The organism is Mycobacterium intracellulare ATCC 13950 (assembly GCF_000277125.1).
Classification (GTDB): domain Bacteria; phylum Actinomycetota; class Actinomycetes; order Mycobacteriales; family Mycobacteriaceae; genus Mycobacterium; species Mycobacterium intracellulare.
Genome location: NC_016946.1, coordinates 3825008 through 3841183, shown reverse-complemented (window position 1 = coordinate 3841183; position 16176 = coordinate 3825008). Strand labels below are relative to the sequence as shown.

Genomic DNA, 16176 nt, shown 5'->3' with positions numbered 1-16176 from the left:
GGAAGAAACTAGCCGCCGTGCGCCTGCACGTGCGGGGCGTGGGACTGCCCGACGAGACCGAGATCCAACTGTGGATCGTCGACGGCCGCATCAGCACCGAACCCATCGCCGGCGCCGACACCGTCTTCGACGGCGGATGGATCGTGCCCGGGCTGGTGGACGCGCACTGCCACGTCGGCCTGGGCCATCACGGCGAGATCCCGCTCGACGAGGCGATCGCCCAGGCCGAGACGGAACGCGACGTCGGGGCGTTGTTGTTGCGGGACTGCGGATCGCCCACCGACACGCGCAGCCTCGACGACCGCGACGACATGCCCCGCATCATCCGCGCCGGCAGGCATCTGGCCAGACCCAAGCGCTACGCGGCGGGGTTCTCGCGCGAACTGGAGGACGAGTGGCAGCTGCCGGACGCGGTCGCCGAGGAGGCGCGCCGCGGCGACGGCTGGATCAAGCTCGTCGGCGACTGGATCGACCGCGGCGCCGGCGACCTCGCGCCACTGTGGTCCGACGACGTCCTGGCGGCCGCGATCGAGGCCGCCCACGCCCACGGCGCCCGGGTCACCGCGCACGTCTTCAGCGAGGACGCGCTGCCCGGCCTGATCAACGCCGGCATTGACTGCATCGAACACGGCACCGGCCTGGACGACGACACCATCGAGCTGATGGCCTCCCGCGGCACCGTGCTGGTTCCCACGCTGGTCAACGTCCTCGAGAATTTCCCCGGCATCGCCGAGGCCGCCGCGAAGTATCCGGCCTACGCCGCCCACATGCGCGACCTGCACGCGCGCGGCCCGTCGCGCATCGCCGCGGCGCGGGAAGCCGGCGTGCCGATATATGCCGGAAGTGACGCCGGCACCATGGTCGCGCACGGTCGCATCGCCGACGAGGTCGAAGCGCTCAAGGGCATCGGCATGAGCCCGACGCAGGCGCTGGGGGCGGCCTGCTGGGACGCGCGCCGCTGGCTCGGCCGCCCCGGCCTCGACCACGGCGCCTCGGCGGACCTACTGTGCTTCGCCCGCGACCCGCGGTCGGGGCCCGCCGTGCTGAACAATCCCGATCTGATCATGTTGCGCGGCAAGATCTTCCGTTCACCGGCGTAGCCGGCGCGTCGCGGTCGCCGCGGCCGCTCGGTGACGCAGACTAACCAGAGCGTCCGGGCGCCGCCACGCTGCGCCGAAGAAAGATTGCGAGTGCGTGCTATCTATGTTAGCGTTCGGCAACGATGACCGGAAGGACGCCATGGCCTACGACGTGATCATTCGCGACGGATTGTGGTTCGACGGCACCGGCGCCGCGCCGCTCACCCGCACGCTGGGCATCCGCGACGGGGTCGTGGTCGCCGTCTCGGCCGAGGCGCTGGACGAGACCGGTTGCCCCGAGGTGATCGAGGCGGCCGGCAAATGGGTCGTGCCCGGCTTCCTCGACGTGCACACCCACTACGACGCCGAAGTGCTGCTGGACCCCGGCCTGCGCGAGTCGGTGCGCCACGGTGTCACCACCGTGCTGCTGGGCAACTGCTCGTTGTCGACCGTCTATGCCGATTCCGAGGACGCCGCCGATCTGTTCAGCCGAGTGGAGGCGGTGCCGCGCGAATACGTCTTCGGCGCGCTGAGTTCGGGCCGGACGTGGTCGACGGCGGCGGAATACGTCAAGGCGATCAACGCCCTGCCGCTGGGCCCCAATGTCGGTTCGCTGCTTGGTCATTCGGACCTGCGCACCGCGGTGCTCGGACTGGAACGGGCCACCGACCCGACGGTTCGGCCCACCGACGACGAGCTGAAAAAGATGGCGGCGCTGCTCGACGAGGCGCTGGACGCCGGGCTGCTCGGCATGTCCGGGATGGACGCGGCCATCGACAAACTCGACGGCGACCGTTTCCGGTCCCGCGCGCTGCCGTCCACCTTCGCGACCTGGCGGGAACGGCGCAAACTCATCAAAGTCCTGCGCAAGCGCGGCCGGATCCTGCAGAGCGCACCGAATCTTCAGAACCCGATCCTGTCGCTGATGTTCTTCTTGACCAGCAGCCGAATCTTCGGGCGCGGCAAGGGAGTCCGGATGAGCATGCTGGTCTCCGCGGACGCCAAGTCGATGCCGCTCGCCGTGCACACCTTCGGGCTCGGCACCCGGGTGCTCAACACCTTGCTGCGGTCCAGCGTGCGGTTCCAGCACCTGCCGGTGCCGTTCGAATTGTATTCCGACGGAATCGATCTGCCGGTGTTCGAGGAGTTCGGGGCGGGCACCGCAGCGCTTCACCTGCGGGATCAGTTGCAGCGCAACGAACTTCTGGCCGACGAGGCCTATCGTCGTCGGTTCCGCCGCGAGTTCGACCGCATCAAGCTAGGACCGTCGCTGTGGCACCGCGACTTTCACGACGCGGTCATCGTCGAATGCCCCGACGCGTCGTTGATCGGCAAGAGCTTCGGTGCGATCGCCGACGAGCGTGGCCTGCACCCACTGGACGCGTTCCTCGACGTGCTCGTCGAAAACGGCGAGCGCAACGTCCGGTGGACCACGATCGTGGCCAACCACCGGCCCAAGCAGCTCGACAAGCTCGCCGCCGACCCCAGCATCCATATGGGTTTCTCCGACGCCGGCGCGCACCTGCGCAACATGGCGTTCTACAACTTTGCACTGCGCATGCTCAAGCGCACCCAGGACGCGCACCGGGCCGGCGCGCCCTTCCTGTCGATACAGCAGGCGGTGCACCGGCTCACCGGCGAACTGGCCGAGTGGTTCGGCATCGACGCCGGCACGCTGCGGGTCGGCGACCGCGCGGACTTCGTAGTCATCGACCCGGCCGGTCTGGACGAATCCGTCGACCGCTACCACGAGGAAGCGGTGCCGTTCTACGGTGGCCTGCGCCGCATGGTCAATCGCAACGACCACGCCGTCGTCGCGACCGGGGTGGGCGGCGTCGTCGTGTTCGGCGGGGGCCGATTCCGCGACGGCTACGGGCAAACCGTGACGTCGGGCCGCTACCTGCGGGCCGGCGAGCGCGCCCGCCGACCACAGGGCGCCCTGACCCAGAGCGCCTGACATGGCCAGAACCCAGCAACAGCGCCGCGAGGAAACCGTCGGGCGGCTGCTCGACGCCTGCATCGCCACCATCATCGAGGTCGGCTACGCCCGGGCGTCCGCCGCGGTGATCACCAAGCGGGCCGGGGTGTCGGTGGGCGCGCTGTTCCGGCACTTCGACACCATGGGCGATTTCATGGCGGCAACGGCGTCGGAGGTGCTGCGCCGCCAGCTGGAGTCGTTCACCAAGGGGGTCGCCGAGATACCCGCCGACCGGCCGGCCCTGGAGGCGGCCCTGGGGATCCTGCGTGACATCACCAGCGGTCCGGCCAACGCCGTCATCTATGAACTGCTGGTGGCCGCCCGCACCGACGAAAAGCTCAGGGAGACTTTGCAACACGAGCTCGGGCAGTATGCGGCGAAGATCCACGACGCCGCCCGGGCGCTCCCGGGCGCCGAACGCTTCCCCGAGGACACCTTCCCGGTGTTCGTGGCGCTGATGACCAACGTGTTCGACGGCGCCGCCGTGGTGGAAGGCGTGCTGCCGCAACCGGACATCGCGGCCCGGCGGATCCCGGTGCTGATGGCGCTGCTGACCGCCGCGCTGCCGGATTGAGCTGCGCGAGCGGCGATTACAGCGAGCCGATGCCGGCCTGCGGGCTTTGCGCGAATCCCCAGTCGAACAACGTCGCCGCCTGATCCCAATACGACGGCCCGCCCTCTTTCACCAACCCGTACATCATGGCGATCACCAGCCGGCGGCCACCGCGCGCGGCGGCGCCGACGAAGGTCTTGCGGGCGGCGTTGGTGAACCCTGTCTTGCCGCCGATCGCACCGGGGTAGCGCTGCAGCAGTTCGTCCTGGTTGGTGATGAGGCGGTCGCCGTTATCGCCGGGGAACATCGCCGACGGCTCGGCGGTGATCTGCGCGAACACCGGGTTGGCCATCGCCGCGCGGAAGATCACGGCCAGGTCGTGCGCCGTGGACGAGCCCGACCCGCCCGGGCCGTCGAGGCCGGACGGCGTCGCCGCGTGCGTGTTGGTGGCGCCCAGCGAGGCCGCCTTGGCGTTCATCTTGGCGACGGTGACGTCGGGTCCGCCCAGCATGTGGGCCAACGTGTTGGCGGCGTCGTTGCCCGAGACCAGCAGCAGGCCGTCGAGGAGCTGGCGCGCGGTGTAGGTGCGGCCCGGTTTGATGCCGACGCAGTTGCATTCGACCTGGGTGTCGGCGACGTCGGCGACCACCGTGGAATCCAGGCTCACCGAATCCAGGACCACCTGGGCCAGCAGCGTCTTGATCGTGCTCGCCGGCGGGTGGGCCACGTTCTGGTCGCGGCCGGCGAGCACCTGACCGCTGTCCAGATCGGCGATGATCCACGTCTGCGCCGGGCCGTCGGGGATGGGGATCGAGCCGATCGGTTGGCTGCTGTCGGCGCGCGAGAGGGGGACAGGGGCACCGAACGCGACGACGGCGAGCAGCGCCGCGGCCATCCCGGACACCGAGCCCACGAGCTTCCGCATGGGCCGAGAGTCTAACTTCCGGCCCTTGTCGCCGCGGATTTTCGTCTACTGTCCGATGCATGTTGAGCCTGGCCGAGATATCCGACCGCCTTGAGATCCAGCAGCTTCTGGTGGATTACTCCACCGCCATCGACAACCGCCGCTTCGACGACCTGGACCGGGTGTTCACCCCCGACGCCTACATCGACTACACGGCGCTGGGCGGCATCGAGGGGCACTATCCCGAGGTCAAGAAGTGGCTGGCCGAGGTGCTGCCCAACTTCCCGGTGTATGCCCACATGCTCGGCAATTTCTCGGTACGCATCGACGGGGACACGGCGTCGTCGCGGGTGATCTGCTTCAACCCGATGGTGCTCGGTGGCGATAACGAGCAGGTGCTGTTCTGCGGCCTCTGGTACGACGACGAGTTCGCGCGCACCCCCGAGGGCTGGCGGATGACCCGGCGCGTGGAGACCAAGGTCTTCCAGAAGGTGATGTGAGGCTCGACCGGATGGTGGCGACCCGCCGCGCCCGGCTGCGCCGCGCTTGCGATCGCCACAATTTCTGATCGCCGCCCCTGGTCTGGCACAATAGGCGGCTGTCCGCCGAGCGATCACGCATCGCCGGCCGGTCAGAAACGCGAGGCAAAACCGGATCCGGGCATTCCCGCCCCGATCGCTGAATTGCAGCGTGACACACACAGGAGAAGTCGCTTAACCATGGCTGTCAAGATCAAGCTCACCCGGCTTGGCAAGATCCGCAATCCCCAGTACCGCATCGCCGTCGCCGACGCGCGGACCCGGCGCGACGGTCGCTCCATCGAGGTCATCGGCCGGTATCACCCGAAGGAAGACCCGAGCTTCATCGAGATCGACTCCGAGCGCGCCCAGTACTGGCTGTCCGTGGGTGCCCAGCCCACCGAGCCCGTCCTCAAGCTGCTGAAGATCACCGGCGACTGGCAGAAGTTCAAGGGCCTGCCCGGGGCCGAGGGCCGCCTGAAGGTCAAGCCCGCCAAGCCCAGCAAGCTGGAGCTGTTCAACGCCGCGCTGGCCGAGGCCGAGGGCGGACCGACCACCGAGGCCGCGAAGCCGAAGAAGAAGTCCCCGGCGAAGAAGACCGCGAAGGCCGCCGAGGGCGAGTCCAAGGCCGAGTCCGAGGGCGCCGCGCAGACCGCCGAGACGAAGCCGGCCGAGGCGCCCACCGAGGGCGGCGAGCAGGCCGAGTCGACCACCGAGAGCTGACCGCGGCGATGAGTACGGTTGTCGTTGACGCTGTTGAGCACCTGGTTCGCGGGATCGTTGACAACCCCGACGACGTCCGGGTCGACATGGTGACCAGCCGCCGGGGGCGGACGGTCGAGGTCCACGTCCACCCCGACGACTTGGGCAAGGTGATCGGCCGCGGCGGTCGCACGGCGACCGCGCTGCGCACGCTGGTCGCCGGTATCGGCGGTCGCGGCATCCGCGTCGACGTGGTGGACACCGACCAGTAGAGAACCCCGGTGGAATTGACCGTCGGGCGCGTCGTCAAAGCGCACGGGATCGGCGGCGAAATCGTCGTCGAAATCCGCACCGACGACCCGGACGCCCGGTTCGCGCCGGGTAATACGTTGCGCGGCAAGGCGTCCCGCGGCGGTGGGGAGCGGGATTTCGTCGTCGAGAGCGCGCGTGAACACGGCGGGCGGCTGCTGGTGCGGCTGGCCGGCATCACCGACCGCGACGCCGCCGACGCGCTGCGCGGCACCCTGTTCGTCGTCGATTCCGACGATTTGCCGCCGATCGACGAGGCCGACACCTACTACGATCACGAACTCGAAGGCCTGCACGTGCGGACGATCACGGGCCACGACGTCGGTGTCGTCGCCGAGGTCCTGCACACCGCCGCGGGGGAGTTGTTGGCGGTGCGGCGCGAATCCGGGGAGGCGTTGGTGCCGTTCGTGACCGCGATCGTGACGTCGGTGTCGCTGGACGACGGCACCATCGAGATCGATCCGCCCGAAGGCCTCCTGGATCTGTAGGGCCTTCGAGATGAGAATCGACGTCGTCACGATCTTTCCCGCCTACCTGGACCCGCTGCGGCAATCGTTGCCGGGCAAGGCGATTCAGTCCGGGCTGGTCGATTTGGCGGTACACGACCTGCGGCGGTGGACGCACGACGTGCACCGCTCGGTCGACGACGCCCCCTACGGCGGCGGCCCGGGGATGGTGATGAAGGCGCCGGTGTGGGGTGATGCCCTCGACGAGATCTGCTCCGGCGAAACGCTTTTGGTGGTCCCGACGCCGGCCGGGGCCCTGTTCACGCAGGCCACCGCCGCGCGCTGGAGCGCCGAGAAGCACCTGGCGTTCGCGTGCGGCCGCTACGAGGGCATCGACCAGCGGGTCATCGAGGACGCCGGACGGCGGATGCGGGTGGAAGAGGTCTCCATCGGCGACTACGTGTTGCCGGGCGGCGAGTCGGCCGCCGTCGTGATGATCGAGGCCGTGCTGCGGCTCCTCGACGGCGTCCTGGGCAATCCCGCGTCGCGCCATGATGATTCGCACTCGCCGGCGCTGGACCGCCGCCTGGAGGGGCCGAGCTATACCCGTCCGCCGACCTGGCGGGGGCTGCAGGTCCCCGAGGTGTTGCTCTCCGGTGACCATGCGCGAATCGCCGCGTGGCGACGGGAGATCTCGCTGCAGCGCACCCGCGAACGCCGCCCGGAGCTGCTTGACCCGGAAGACTAGAGGCCGCGCGCCACCGCGTCGACGCGGCCCTCGGGAAAGATCGTCTTGACCGCCCGGGTGATGGTGTCCCGCGCGGTGGCGTCGTCGGAGGCCTGCAGGGACTGCACCACCATGATGTAGCGGCGGTCGGCCCCGATCACGCCCGTCGACAGGTGCATCCAGTCGCTGCCGATGCAGCACATCCAACCCTGCTTGACGGCGACCGGTTCGGCGTACAGGCCGTCCGGGATGCCGAACCGCTGCGGGTAGCCGTCGACGCCGTTGGGGGTGGACTGGGCCAGGTCGTTGACGATGATCTTGGCCTGGTCGGCGGGCAGGCCGCCGGAGCCGTCCAGCAGCATCTCGTAGTAGCGGATCAGGTCGGTCACCGAACTCATCGTGTTCCACCAGCGCCCGTCGCTGGGCGGGGTGGTGGACGCCAGGCCGTAGCGGGCGGCCACCTCGGAGATGATGGCGGACCCGCCGCCCTGCCCCCAGAACCGCTCGGCGGCGCCGTCGTCGGAGGATTGCAGCATGATGTCGAGCGCCTGGCGGTCCTCGGCGCTCAGGGCGGCCTTGCCCTCGGCCTGGTGCAGCAACAGGTCGTCGGCGATGAACAGCTTCGCCACCGACGCGGTGCCCACGACCTGGCCGTTGCCGTTGGAAACCAGCTGGTGGGTGCGGCGATCGAGGATGGCCACCGACAGCGCGGCGCCGCTCGCGGCGGCCTCCTCGGTGGCCTGCTGGACGCGGGCCTGCAGCGGGGCGGACCCCGCGCCGGGCAGCGCCTGGGGTGGCTGGGGCTCCTGCGGCGGTGTGGCGGCTTCGAGCATCAGCGCCGCCGACTGCGGTGGTGCGGGTGCCGGCCGCTGCGGGATGACCCGAACGGGCGCGTTGATAGGCAGGCTGTACACCTTGGCCTGAACCAGCGCCTCGGAACCGGCCGCAACCAGCAACGTCACCGCCGCGGTGGCGGTGAGCAGCGTCAGTGGCCGTACCCGCATTCCACTCCTTCGGCGCGACTTCGGACGTGACTTGGACACAGTGCAGCGGTGCGGACCCTCGCGCGCCACCCGTACCGGCCGTCACGCAATGGTGCGGGTAGCGCGTTCCGACCCCAGTCATATGTACCATTCACCAGCGCATTCGGCTCGCCGCGAACCGCCGACTTCGTGTGATTTTCGCGGCACGCGCACCGTCTGGCACAATTGACCAGTTGTCTCCAGCGGCTGCAGGCCGCCCGCGCCATTTCCCGCCCGCTGCGAGATACGCCAGAAAGCCCATCGGCTCGGCGACCGCCTCACACCTACGTGTGGGTAGCTGCCGTCGGCCGCGACCTCAAGGAAGTGTCTCTCAGATGAACCGGCTGGACTTCGTCGATCAGGCGTCGCTGCGCGACGACATCCCGGTTTTCGGCCCGGGCGACACCATCAACGTGCACGTCAAGGTCATCGAGGGCGCCAAGGAGCGCATCCAGGTGTTCAAGGGCGTGGTGATCCGCCGCCAGGGCGGTGGCATCCGCGAGACCTTCACCGTCCGCAAGGAAAGCTATGGCGTCGGCGTCGAGCGGACCTTCCCGGTGCACTCGCCCAACATCGACCACATCGAGGTCGTGACCCGTGGTGACGTCCGCCGCGCCAAGCTGTACTACCTGCGGGAGCTTCGCGGCAAGAAGGCCAAGATCAAGGAGAAGCGCTGAGCCGGGACGCCTTGGCGGCGCTGGTGATTCGCCTTACGGGTTTCCGAAGCGGATCACTCGCCGGCTTGCCGGGCGACAACCTGTGCTGGCTACGCTGATCACGTGACCGACACCGCGGATTCATCTAACCCCCAGTCCCACGCTGGCGACTCAGATCCGAAGGTCTCTACGCGCAATCCGGAGACGCGCCCCGACGACGCCGCGGCGGCCGACGGGCCGGTTCCCGAACCAGGCCCCGCGGACCAGGCGTCCGAACCCGCCGCCGCCAAGCACTCCACGCTGCGCGAATTCGCCCTGCTGGCGGTCATCGCCGTCGTGCTCTACTACGTCATGTTGACCTTCGTGGCGCGGCCCTACCTGATCCCGTCGGAATCCATGGAGCCCACGCTGCACGGCTGCACCGGCTGCGTCGGCGACCGGATCATGGTGGACAAGATCAGCTACCGGTTCAGCGCGCCGAGCCCCGGCGACGTCATCGTCTTCAAGGGGCCGCCGCCGTGGAACCTCGGCTACAAGTCGATCCGGTCGAACAACACCGTGCTGCGCTGGATGCAGAACGCGCTGTCGTTCATCGGCTTCGTCCCGCCGGACGAAAACGACCTGGTGAAGCGGGTTATCGCGGTCGGCGGGCAGACGGTGGCGTGCCGGGCGGAGACCGGGTTGACGGTCGACGGCAAGCCGCTGAAGGAGCCGTACCTGGATCGCAACACCATGGCGGCCGACCCGTCGGTCTACCCGTGCCTGGGCAGTGAGTTCGGGCCGGTCGCCGTCCCGGCCGGGCGGCTGTGGGTGATGGGCGACAACCGGACGCACTCGGCGGATTCGCGCGCCCACTGCACCAGCGTGCCCGCCGAGGCGCTCAAGGGCGTGCTGTGCACGGGCGACCCCACCACGGGGACCGTGCCGGTGTCCAATGTGATCGGCAAGGCCAGGTTCATCGTATGGCCGCCGTCCCGTTGGGGTGGCGTGGAGTCGGTGAACCCGCAGCAGACTCGGTAGCCATGGCCACGACGTGGCCGCCGCGCACGGTGATCCGGAAGTCGTCAGGGTTGCGCACCCTGGAGTCGGCGCTGTACCGCAACGGGCTGGGCCCGGTGGCCGGCGTCGACGAGGTCGGCCGCGGCGCCTGCGCGGGCCCGCTGGTGGTGGCCGCCTGTGTGCTCGGCCCGGGCCGAATGGAAAGCCTTGCCGCGCTTGATGATTCCAAGAAGCTCACCGAGGCCGCCCGCGAGAAGTTGTTCCCCCTCATCCGCCGCTACGCGTTGGCCTACCACGTGGTGTTCATCCCGCCCGCCGAGGTGGACCGCCGCGGTGTGCACGTCGCCAACATCGAGGGGATGCGCCGCGCCGTCGCCGGGCTGTCCGTGCGGCCGGGCTATGTGCTCAGCGACGGTTTCCGGGTGCCCGGCCTGGCGGTCCCGTCGCTGCCGGTCATCGGTGGTGACGCGGTCGCGGCGTGCATCGCGGCGGCCAGCGTGCTGGCGAAGGTCAGCCGCGACCGGCTGATGGTGGCCATGGAGGCCGATCATCCCGGCTACGGCTTCGCCCTGCACAAGGGCTACAGCACGCCGGCGCACAGCACGGCGCTGGCGCGGCTGGGCCCGTGTCCGGAGCACCGCTATTCGTTCATCAACGTGCGGCGCGTCGCGAACGGATCGGGCACCAGGCTGGTGGCCGACTGCGATCCGGACCCACCGCTGCAGCGCGACGGATATCGGTGAGGAAAGATGGGGCCAGGGTCCCGGGGACACCATGTGGGAGAAGGACGTCTGAGCGGATGAGTGGCAGATGAGCGCAGAAGATCTCGAAAAGTACGAAACCGAGATGGAGCTCTCGCTGTACCGCGAATACAAGGACATCGTCGGCCAGTTCAGCTACGTCGTGGAAACCGAACGGCGCTTCTACCTGGCCAACAGCGTGGAGATGACGCCGCGCAACGCCGACGGCGAGGTCTACTTCGAGCTGCGGCTGTCCGACGCGTGGGTGTGGGACATGTACCGCCCGGCGCGTTTCGTCAAGCAGGTGCGGGTGGTCACCTTCAAGGACGTCAACATCGAAGAGGTCGAGAAGCCCGAGCTGCGGCTCCCCGAATAACCGCCGGTCAGGCGTTCGGCGGCACCTGGTTTTCCGCGAGGGCGGGCAGCTGGCCGCGTTGCTCGATCACCGCGCGGGCGACCTCGGCCAGCTTGATGTTCAGCGCCTGGGAGTGGCGGCGCAGCAGGTCGAAGGCGTCGTCCTCGCTCATGTCGTGCAGCAGCATCAGCATGCCGACCGCCTTGCCGATCTCGCGGTTGCTGAGCAGTCCCCGGCGCAGGCTGGCGGCGTCTTCCCCCTTGGCGACCGCGTTGATGGCGACGCTCGCGAAGGCCGCCAGCACCGCCGCCCGCCCGGCGGACTCGGCGTCGAACATGTTCGGGGTATCGCTGAACAGGTTGAGCGCCGCGCCTTTGCGTTTGTCGACCAGGAGGCGAAATCCCATCGCCCCCCGCACCGGTGTCTCCGCGACCAGCACTGCCGCCAGCTTGGGCCACAGCGACGGCGTGGTGAGGTCGGGCTCGATCTGGGGCGTCTCCTCCTCGATCGCATCGATGCACGGGCCGTCGCCGGCGCGGCGTTCCAGCTCGTCGACCTGCTGCGCCAGCCGGTCGCTGGCGCCGACGGTGACGTACCGGTCGTTCTCGCGCACCATCAGGCTGGCGTGGTCGCAGCCGCGGATGGCCAGGGTGGCGGCGACACAGATGGCCGCGTACATCTCGTTGGCATCCGAGCCCCGATAGATGATTTCGGCCAGAGCTGCGAAAACCGTCGAGGGGTCGGCTTTCTCCCCGCCAGTCGGGGGCGCGACCGCACGGGCTTTCGCGTTGTCCGCCATGCTGTGCCTCGTTTCCTGCGGTGTTGGCGCTGTGACCCTTCGGTCGCCGTAGATTATCGGTCGCCGGCCCCACCCTTACACGCGGTTTGGCCCGGTCGCAGCGAATCGGTGAGCGACCCGTCCGTCGCCTTTGACCGCGGTGGCGTTTCCGCGCAGGGTTTCGGTTGGGAACGGGAGGGAAGGACGTCTAGATGGGTGTGACCGTCGCGGTGACCGGGCCCACCGGGGAGATCGGCATCTCCGCGGTGACGGCGCTCGAGCGCGAACCGGCCGTCGACGCCATCATCGGGATGGCGCGCCGCCCGTTCGACCCGTCCTCACGCGGCTGGCTCAAGACTACCTATCAGCGGGGCGACATCTTGGACCGCGAGGCCGTCGACGCCGTGGTCGCGCAGGCCGACGTGGTGATCCACCTGGCCTTCATCATCATGGGCTCGCGCGACGAGAGCGCCCGCGTCAACCTGCAGGGCACCCGCAACGTCTTCGAGGCGACGGTGGCCGCCGAGCGGCCGCGGCGCCTGGTCTACACCTCGTCGGTGGCGGCCTACGGCTATCACGCCGACAATCCGGTCCCGCTGACCGAGGACGTGCCGGTGCGCGGGTCCGCCGAGCATTACTACTCCGCGCAGAAGGCCACGTGCGAGGCGATGCTCGCCGACATCACCCGGGATTCGCCGCTGGAGGTCTTCGTCCTGCGGCCGTGCGTGGTCGCCGGGCCCAACGCCACCGCCCTGGCCGACGCCATGCCGTGGAACCAGCTGCCCGGCCCGATCCGCGCCGTCGTCAAGGCGCTCAAGGCCGTTCCCCTGCTGAAACCGGTGGTGCCGGATCCGGGTGTCGGGCTGCAGCTGGTTCACCACGACGACGTCGCCTCCGCGATCGCGCTGGCGGCCACCGCACCGGCGCCGCCGGGCGCGTACAACATCGCCGGTGACGGCGTGGTGTCGGTGGCCGACGTGGCCAAGGCCCTGGGCGCGCGGTCGGTCCGGGTTCCCGCCGTCGCGGCCTCGGCGGCCTCGGCGGCGATTTCGCGCGTTCCGCTGATGCCGGCGATGCTGGAATGGCTGCACACCGCGCGCACGTCGATGGTCATGGACACCACCAAGGCCAAGACCCAACTGGGCTGGCGGCCGCTCTACTCCTCGGCGCAGGCCCTGGCGGCGCTGGCTTCCGCGGTCTGAGCGGTCTGAGCGGTCTGAGGCCCCCGCCAAGCGGTAATTTGATGCTGTGAGGTCTCACCGCTCGGCCGTGTCCGGGCCTGCCGCTGTCGACTACGACGAACACGCGGTCACCGTCACGCCCCGCAAGCGCGAGGCGGCGGGCGTTCGGGCGGTGATGGTCTCGCTGCAACGCGGGTTCGAGCAGATGGGCGCGCTGCGCACCGCGGCGGTGCTGGCCCGGCTCAACCAACGCAACGGCTTCGACTGCCCCGGGTGCGCGTGGCCCGAGGAGCACGGCGGTCGCAAGCTGGCCGAGTTCTGCGAGAACGGCGCCAAGGCCGTCGCCGAGGAGGCCACGAAGCGCACCGTCACACCGGAGTTCTTCGCCCGGCACTCGGTCGCCGAGCTGTCCGCGAAGCCCGAGTATTGGCTGTCCCAGCAGGGCAGGCTCACCCACCCCATGGTGTTGCGTCCCGGTGACGACCACTACCGGCCGATCGGCTGGGACGCCGCCTACCGGCTGATCGCCGACCAGCTCGGCGCCCTGGACAGCCCCGATGAGGCGGTGTTCTACACGTCGGGCCGCACCAGCAACGAGGCCGCGTTCTGCTACCAGCTGCTGGTCCGGTCGTTCGGCACGAACAACCTGCCCGACTGCTCCAACATGTGCCACGAGTCCTCGGGCTCGGCGCTCACCGAGTCGATCGGCATCGGCAAGGGTTCGGTCACCGTCGAGGACGTCGAGCTGGCCGACCTGATCGTCATCGCCGGACAAAACCCGGGCACCAACCACCCGCGGATGCTGTCGGTGTTGGAAAAGGCAAAGGCCAACGGCGCCAACATCATTGCGGTGAACCCGCTGCCCGAGGCCGGGCTGATCCGGTTCAAGGACCCGCAGAAGGTGCATGGCGTCGTCGGGCACGGCATCCCGATCGCCGACGAATTCGTGCAGATCCGCCTGGGCGGTGACATGGCGCTGTTCGCCGGGCTGGGCAGGCTGCTGCTGGAGGCCGACGACCGCGCCCCGGGGACCGTCATCGACACCGCGTTCGTCGACGCGCATTGCGCCGGGTTCGACGAATACCGGCGCCGAACCCTCGACATCGACCTCGACGACGTGTTCGCCGCCACCGGCATCGAACGCCGACAGCTCGACCGCGTCGCCGACATGCTGATGGCGTCGCGGCGGACGGTGGTGTGCTGGGCGATGGGCCTGACGCAGCACGCGCACGCGGTGGCCACCATCGGCGAGATCACCAACCTGCTGCTGCTGCGGGGCATGATCGGCAAGCCGGGCGCCGGGGTGTGCCCGGTGCGCGGACATTCGAACGTGCAGGGCGACCGCACGATGGGCATCTGGGAGCAGATGCCCGAGGAGTTTCTGGCCGCCCTGGATGATCGGTTCGGCATCGCCACTCCCCGCAAGCACGGGTATGACACCGTGGCCGCGATCCGGGCGATGCGCGACGGGCGGGCGAAGGTGTTCGTGGGTATGGGCGGCAACTTCGCCTCGGCCACCCCCGACACCGTCGTCACCGAGGCCGCCCTGCGCAATTGCGCGCTGACCGTGCAGATCTCGACCAAACTCAACCGCAGCCATCTCGTGCACGGGAATACGGCGCTGATCCTGCCCACCCTCGGCCGCACCGACCGCGACGTTCGAGGTGGGCGCAAACAGGTTGTCTCGGTTGAGGATTCGATGTCGATGGTGCACCTGTCCCGCGGCAGCCTGCACCCGCCCAGCGACCAGGTGCGCAGCGAGGTGGAAATCGTGTGCCGGCTGGCCCGCACGCTTCTCGGTGCGGCGCACCCGGTTCCGTGGGAGAGCTTCGCCGCCGACTACGACACCATCCGCGACGCGATCGCCGCGGTGGTCCCCGGCTGCGCCGATTACAACCGCAAGGTGCGTGCGCCCGACGGATTCCAGCTGCCGCACCCGCCGCGTGACACGCGCGAATTCCACACCAGCACGGGGCGGGCCAACTTCGCCGTCAACCCGCTGCAATGGGTGCCGGTGCCCGAGGGCCGGCTGGTGCTGCAGACCATACGCAGCCACGACCAGTACAACACCACGATCTACGGCCTCGACGACCGTTATCGCGGGGTGAAGGGCGGGCGCCGCGTGGTGTTCATCAACCCCGCCGACATCGACGCGCTGGGCCTGACCCCGGGAGGGCGCGTCGATCTGGTGTCGGAGTGGACGGACGCCGAGGGCCGGCTTCAGGAACGGCGCGCGAAAGACTTTCTGGTGGTTGCGTATTCGACTCCCGTCGGCAACGCCGCGTCCTACTATCCCGAGACCAACCCGCTGGTTCCGCTCGATCACACTGCGGCGAAGTCGAACACCCCGGTGTCGAAGGCCGTCGTCATCCGGGTGGAGCCCGCCGCCGGCGGTGAAACCGCGTAGTGGGGCACGTAACGTCACGCCGGCGGGTCACGCATCTGACCGCCGAGAAGGCGATCACCCGGCCGGAGACCCTGGTCGTCGAGGAGCCCTTGGAGATCCGGGTCGACGGCGCGGCGGTCACCGTGACGATGCGCACGCCGGGCGCGGACATCGAACTCGCCCAAGGCTTTCTGCTCACCGAAGGGGTCATCGGCGGCCGCGACGACATCCACAGCATCCGTTACTGCGCCGGGCGTGACGACGACGGCGCCAACACCTACAACGTGCTGGACGTGACGCTGGCGCCCGGGGTGCCCAAACCCGACCTCGACGTCACCCGCAACTTCTACACCACCTCGTCGTGCGGGGTCTGCGGCAAGGCGTCCCTGGATGCGGTGCGGTTGAGCAGCCGGTTCACCCCGGGTGCCGATCCCGCGACCGTAGCCCCGGCCACGCTGAAGGCGATGCCGGACCAACTACGTTCCGCGCAAAAGGTTTTCGAGAGCACCGGCGGGTTGCACGCGGCCGCGCTGTTCGGCGTCGACGGCACGATGCTGGTGGTGCGCGAGGACGTAGGCAGGCACAACGCGGTCGACAAGGTGATCGGCTGGGCGCTGGAGCATCGGCGGGTGCCGCTGGCAGCCTCGGTGTTGCTGGTCAGCGGGCGGGCATCCTTCGAGTTGACGCAGAAGGCCGTAATGGCTGGGATTCCGGTGCTGGCGGCCGTCTCCGCGCCGTCATCGCTGGCGGTCTCGCTGGCCGAGGAGTCCGGCATCACGCTGGTGGCGTTCCTGCGCGAGGACTCGATGAACATCTACACCAGGGCCGACCGCATCGCGTGAC

17 protein-coding genes and 1 pseudogene are annotated in these 16176 nt (G+C 69.2%); 15 read left to right on the top strand and 3 right to left on the bottom strand.

The genetic code is table 11. The annotated features are described in order from the left end of the window. Nucleotides 1-17 precede the first annotated feature (17 nt). The 3 genes from OCU_RS42510 (at nucleotide 18) to OCU_RS42500 (ending at nucleotide 3631) form a co-directional block, all read left to right on the top strand. Nucleotides 18-1100 carry an amidohydrolase family protein gene (locus OCU_RS42510; protein ID WP_009955184.1) on the top strand — a complete coding sequence of 361 codons (1083 nt, stop codon included), beginning with the start codon at nucleotides 18-20 and terminating at the stop codon, nucleotides 1098-1100. A gap of 103 nt (nucleotides 1101-1203) precedes the next feature. Further along, nucleotides 1204-3036, top strand: coding sequence for an N-acyl-D-amino-acid deacylase family protein (locus OCU_RS42505; RefSeq protein ID WP_014380700.1), 1833 nt, complete (start codon nucleotides 1204-1206; stop codon nucleotides 3034-3036). A gap of 1 nt (nucleotide 3037) precedes the next feature. Next, complete coding sequence (locus tag OCU_RS42500; RefSeq protein WP_014380699.1) at nucleotides 3038-3631, top strand: TetR/AcrR family transcriptional regulator; 594 nt, start codon at nucleotides 3038-3040, stop codon at nucleotides 3629-3631. A gap of 16 nt (nucleotides 3632-3647) precedes the next feature. On the opposite strand, the gene OCU_RS42495 is transcribed toward OCU_RS42500, so the two are convergent. Beyond that, the gene (locus OCU_RS42495; RefSeq protein ID WP_009955186.1) at nucleotides 3648-4535 is read right to left on the bottom strand and encodes a D-alanyl-D-alanine carboxypeptidase family protein; all 888 of its coding nucleotides are present in this window, start codon (nucleotides 4533-4535) and stop codon (nucleotides 3648-3650) included. A gap of 59 nt (nucleotides 4536-4594) precedes the next feature. Here OCU_RS42495 and OCU_RS42490 point away from each other — a divergent pair, with 59 nt between their 5' ends. From OCU_RS42490 to trmD, 5 genes are all read left to right on the top strand, one after another. After that, nucleotides 4595-5014: a nuclear transport factor 2 family protein gene (locus OCU_RS42490; RefSeq protein WP_009955187.1), complete on the top strand. Its 420-nt coding sequence runs from the start codon at nucleotides 4595-4597 to the stop codon at nucleotides 5012-5014. Between the two features lie 219 nt (nucleotides 5015-5233). Further along, entirely contained in the window at nucleotides 5234-5755 is a 522-nt protein-coding gene (rpsP, locus tag OCU_RS42485; RefSeq protein WP_009955188.1) for a 30S ribosomal protein S16, read from the top strand. An 8-nt stretch (nucleotides 5756-5763) separates the two neighbouring features. Next, nucleotides 5764-6006 carry an RNA-binding protein gene (locus tag OCU_RS42480; RefSeq protein ID WP_003878715.1) on the top strand — a complete coding sequence of 81 codons (243 nt, stop codon included), beginning with the start codon at nucleotides 5764-5766 and terminating at the stop codon, nucleotides 6004-6006. Nucleotides 6007-6015: 9 nt separating this feature from the next. Next, entirely contained in the window at nucleotides 6016-6531 is a 516-nt protein-coding gene (rimM, locus tag OCU_RS42475; protein ID WP_008258891.1) for a ribosome maturation factor RimM, read from the top strand. Nucleotides 6532-6541: 10 nt separating this feature from the next. Next, nucleotides 6542-7237 (top strand): tRNA (guanosine(37)-N1)-methyltransferase TrmD, encoded by a 696-nt coding sequence (gene trmD, locus OCU_RS42470; protein WP_014380697.1) that lies wholly within the window; start codon nucleotides 6542-6544, stop codon nucleotides 7235-7237. Here trmD and OCU_RS42465 read toward each other — a convergent pair. After that, on the bottom strand, nucleotides 7234-8220 hold the full coding sequence (locus OCU_RS42465; protein WP_014380696.1) for a serine hydrolase: 987 nt from the start codon (nucleotides 8218-8220) through the stop codon (nucleotides 7234-7236). The genes trmD and OCU_RS42465 overlap by 4 nt on opposite strands. Before the next feature lie 353 nt (nucleotides 8221-8573). On the opposite strand from OCU_RS42465, the gene rplS reads away from it, so the two are divergent. From rplS to OCU_RS42445, 4 genes and pseudogenes are all read left to right on the top strand, one after another. Next, nucleotides 8574-8915: a 50S ribosomal protein L19 gene (rplS, locus tag OCU_RS42460; RefSeq protein WP_007775353.1), complete on the top strand. Its 342-nt coding sequence runs from the start codon at nucleotides 8574-8576 to the stop codon at nucleotides 8913-8915. Nucleotides 8916-9017: 102 nt separating this feature from the next. Then, on the top strand, nucleotides 9018-9914 hold the full coding sequence (gene lepB, locus OCU_RS42455; protein ID WP_009955193.1) for a signal peptidase I: 897 nt from the start codon (nucleotides 9018-9020) through the stop codon (nucleotides 9912-9914). A gap of 2 nt (nucleotides 9915-9916) precedes the next feature. Further along, nucleotides 9917-10688: pseudogene (locus OCU_RS42450) on the top strand (ribonuclease HII). A 15-nt stretch (nucleotides 10689-10703) separates the two neighbouring features. After that, a complete protein-coding gene (locus OCU_RS42445; protein WP_003875077.1) occupies nucleotides 10704-11009 on the top strand; it encodes a DUF2469 domain-containing protein in 306 nt (101 codons plus the stop codon). A gap of 7 nt (nucleotides 11010-11016) precedes the next feature. On the opposite strand, the gene OCU_RS42440 is transcribed toward OCU_RS42445, so the two are convergent. Continuing rightward, a complete protein-coding gene (locus tag OCU_RS42440) occupies nucleotides 11017-11787 on the bottom strand; it encodes a GAF and ANTAR domain-containing protein (RefSeq protein WP_014380695.1) in 771 nt (256 codons plus the stop codon). Between the two features lie 191 nt (nucleotides 11788-11978). Between OCU_RS42440 and OCU_RS42435 the strand changes: the two genes are divergently transcribed. Genes OCU_RS42435 through fdhD form a run of 3 tightly spaced genes read left to right on the top strand, consistent with a single transcriptional unit; the run spans nucleotide 11979 to nucleotide 16175 of the window. Further along, complete coding sequence (locus OCU_RS42435; RefSeq protein ID WP_014380694.1) at nucleotides 11979-12968, top strand: NAD-dependent epimerase/dehydratase family protein; 990 nt, start codon at nucleotides 11979-11981, stop codon at nucleotides 12966-12968. 46 nt (nucleotides 12969-13014) lie between these two features. Beyond that, complete coding sequence (locus tag OCU_RS42430) at nucleotides 13015-15354, top strand: FdhF/YdeP family oxidoreductase (protein ID WP_029384859.1); 2340 nt, start codon at nucleotides 13015-13017, stop codon at nucleotides 15352-15354. Continuing rightward, nucleotides 15354-16175 (top strand): formate dehydrogenase accessory sulfurtransferase FdhD, encoded by an 822-nt coding sequence (gene fdhD / locus OCU_RS42425; protein ID WP_009955202.1) that lies wholly within the window; start codon nucleotides 15354-15356, stop codon nucleotides 16173-16175. Before OCU_RS42430 ends, fdhD begins: the two co-directional genes overlap by 1 nt. Nucleotide 16176: the final 1 nt, after the last annotated feature.

What these genes read in the sequence shown, in the direction of transcription:
- OCU_RS42505 (WP_014380700.1), top strand. Translation starts at nt 1,204, where the DNA reads ATGTTAGCGTTCGGCAACGATGACCGGAAGGACGCCATGGCCTACGAC.
- OCU_RS42500 (WP_014380699.1), top strand. Translation starts at nt 3,038, where the DNA reads ATGGCCAGAACCCAGCAACAGCGCCGCGAGGAAACCGTCGGGCGGCTG.
- OCU_RS42495 (WP_009955186.1), bottom strand. Translation starts at nt 4,535, where the DNA reads ATGCGGAAGCTCGTGGGCTCGGTGTCCGGGATGGCCGCGGCGCTGCTC.
- OCU_RS42490 (WP_009955187.1), top strand. Translation starts at nt 4,595, where the DNA reads ATGTTGAGCCTGGCCGAGATATCCGACCGCCTTGAGATCCAGCAGCTT.
- rpsP (WP_009955188.1), top strand. Translation starts at nt 5,234, where the DNA reads ATGGCTGTCAAGATCAAGCTCACCCGGCTTGGCAAGATCCGCAATCCC.
- OCU_RS42480 (WP_003878715.1), top strand. Translation starts at nt 5,764, where the DNA reads ATGAGTACGGTTGTCGTTGACGCTGTTGAGCACCTGGTTCGCGGGATC.
- trmD (WP_014380697.1), top strand. Translation starts at nt 6,542, where the DNA reads ATGAGAATCGACGTCGTCACGATCTTTCCCGCCTACCTGGACCCGCTG.
- OCU_RS42465 (WP_014380696.1), bottom strand. Translation starts at nt 8,220, where the DNA reads ATGCGGGTACGGCCACTGACGCTGCTCACCGCCACCGCGGCGGTGACG.
- rplS (WP_007775353.1), top strand. Translation starts at nt 8,574, where the DNA reads ATGAACCGGCTGGACTTCGTCGATCAGGCGTCGCTGCGCGACGACATC.
- OCU_RS42445 (WP_003875077.1), top strand. Translation starts at nt 10,704, where the DNA reads ATGAGCGCAGAAGATCTCGAAAAGTACGAAACCGAGATGGAGCTCTCG.
- OCU_RS42440 (WP_014380695.1), bottom strand. Translation starts at nt 11,787, where the DNA reads ATGGCGGACAACGCGAAAGCCCGTGCGGTCGCGCCCCCGACTGGCGGG.
- OCU_RS42435 (WP_014380694.1), top strand. Translation starts at nt 11,979, where the DNA reads ATGGGTGTGACCGTCGCGGTGACCGGGCCCACCGGGGAGATCGGCATC.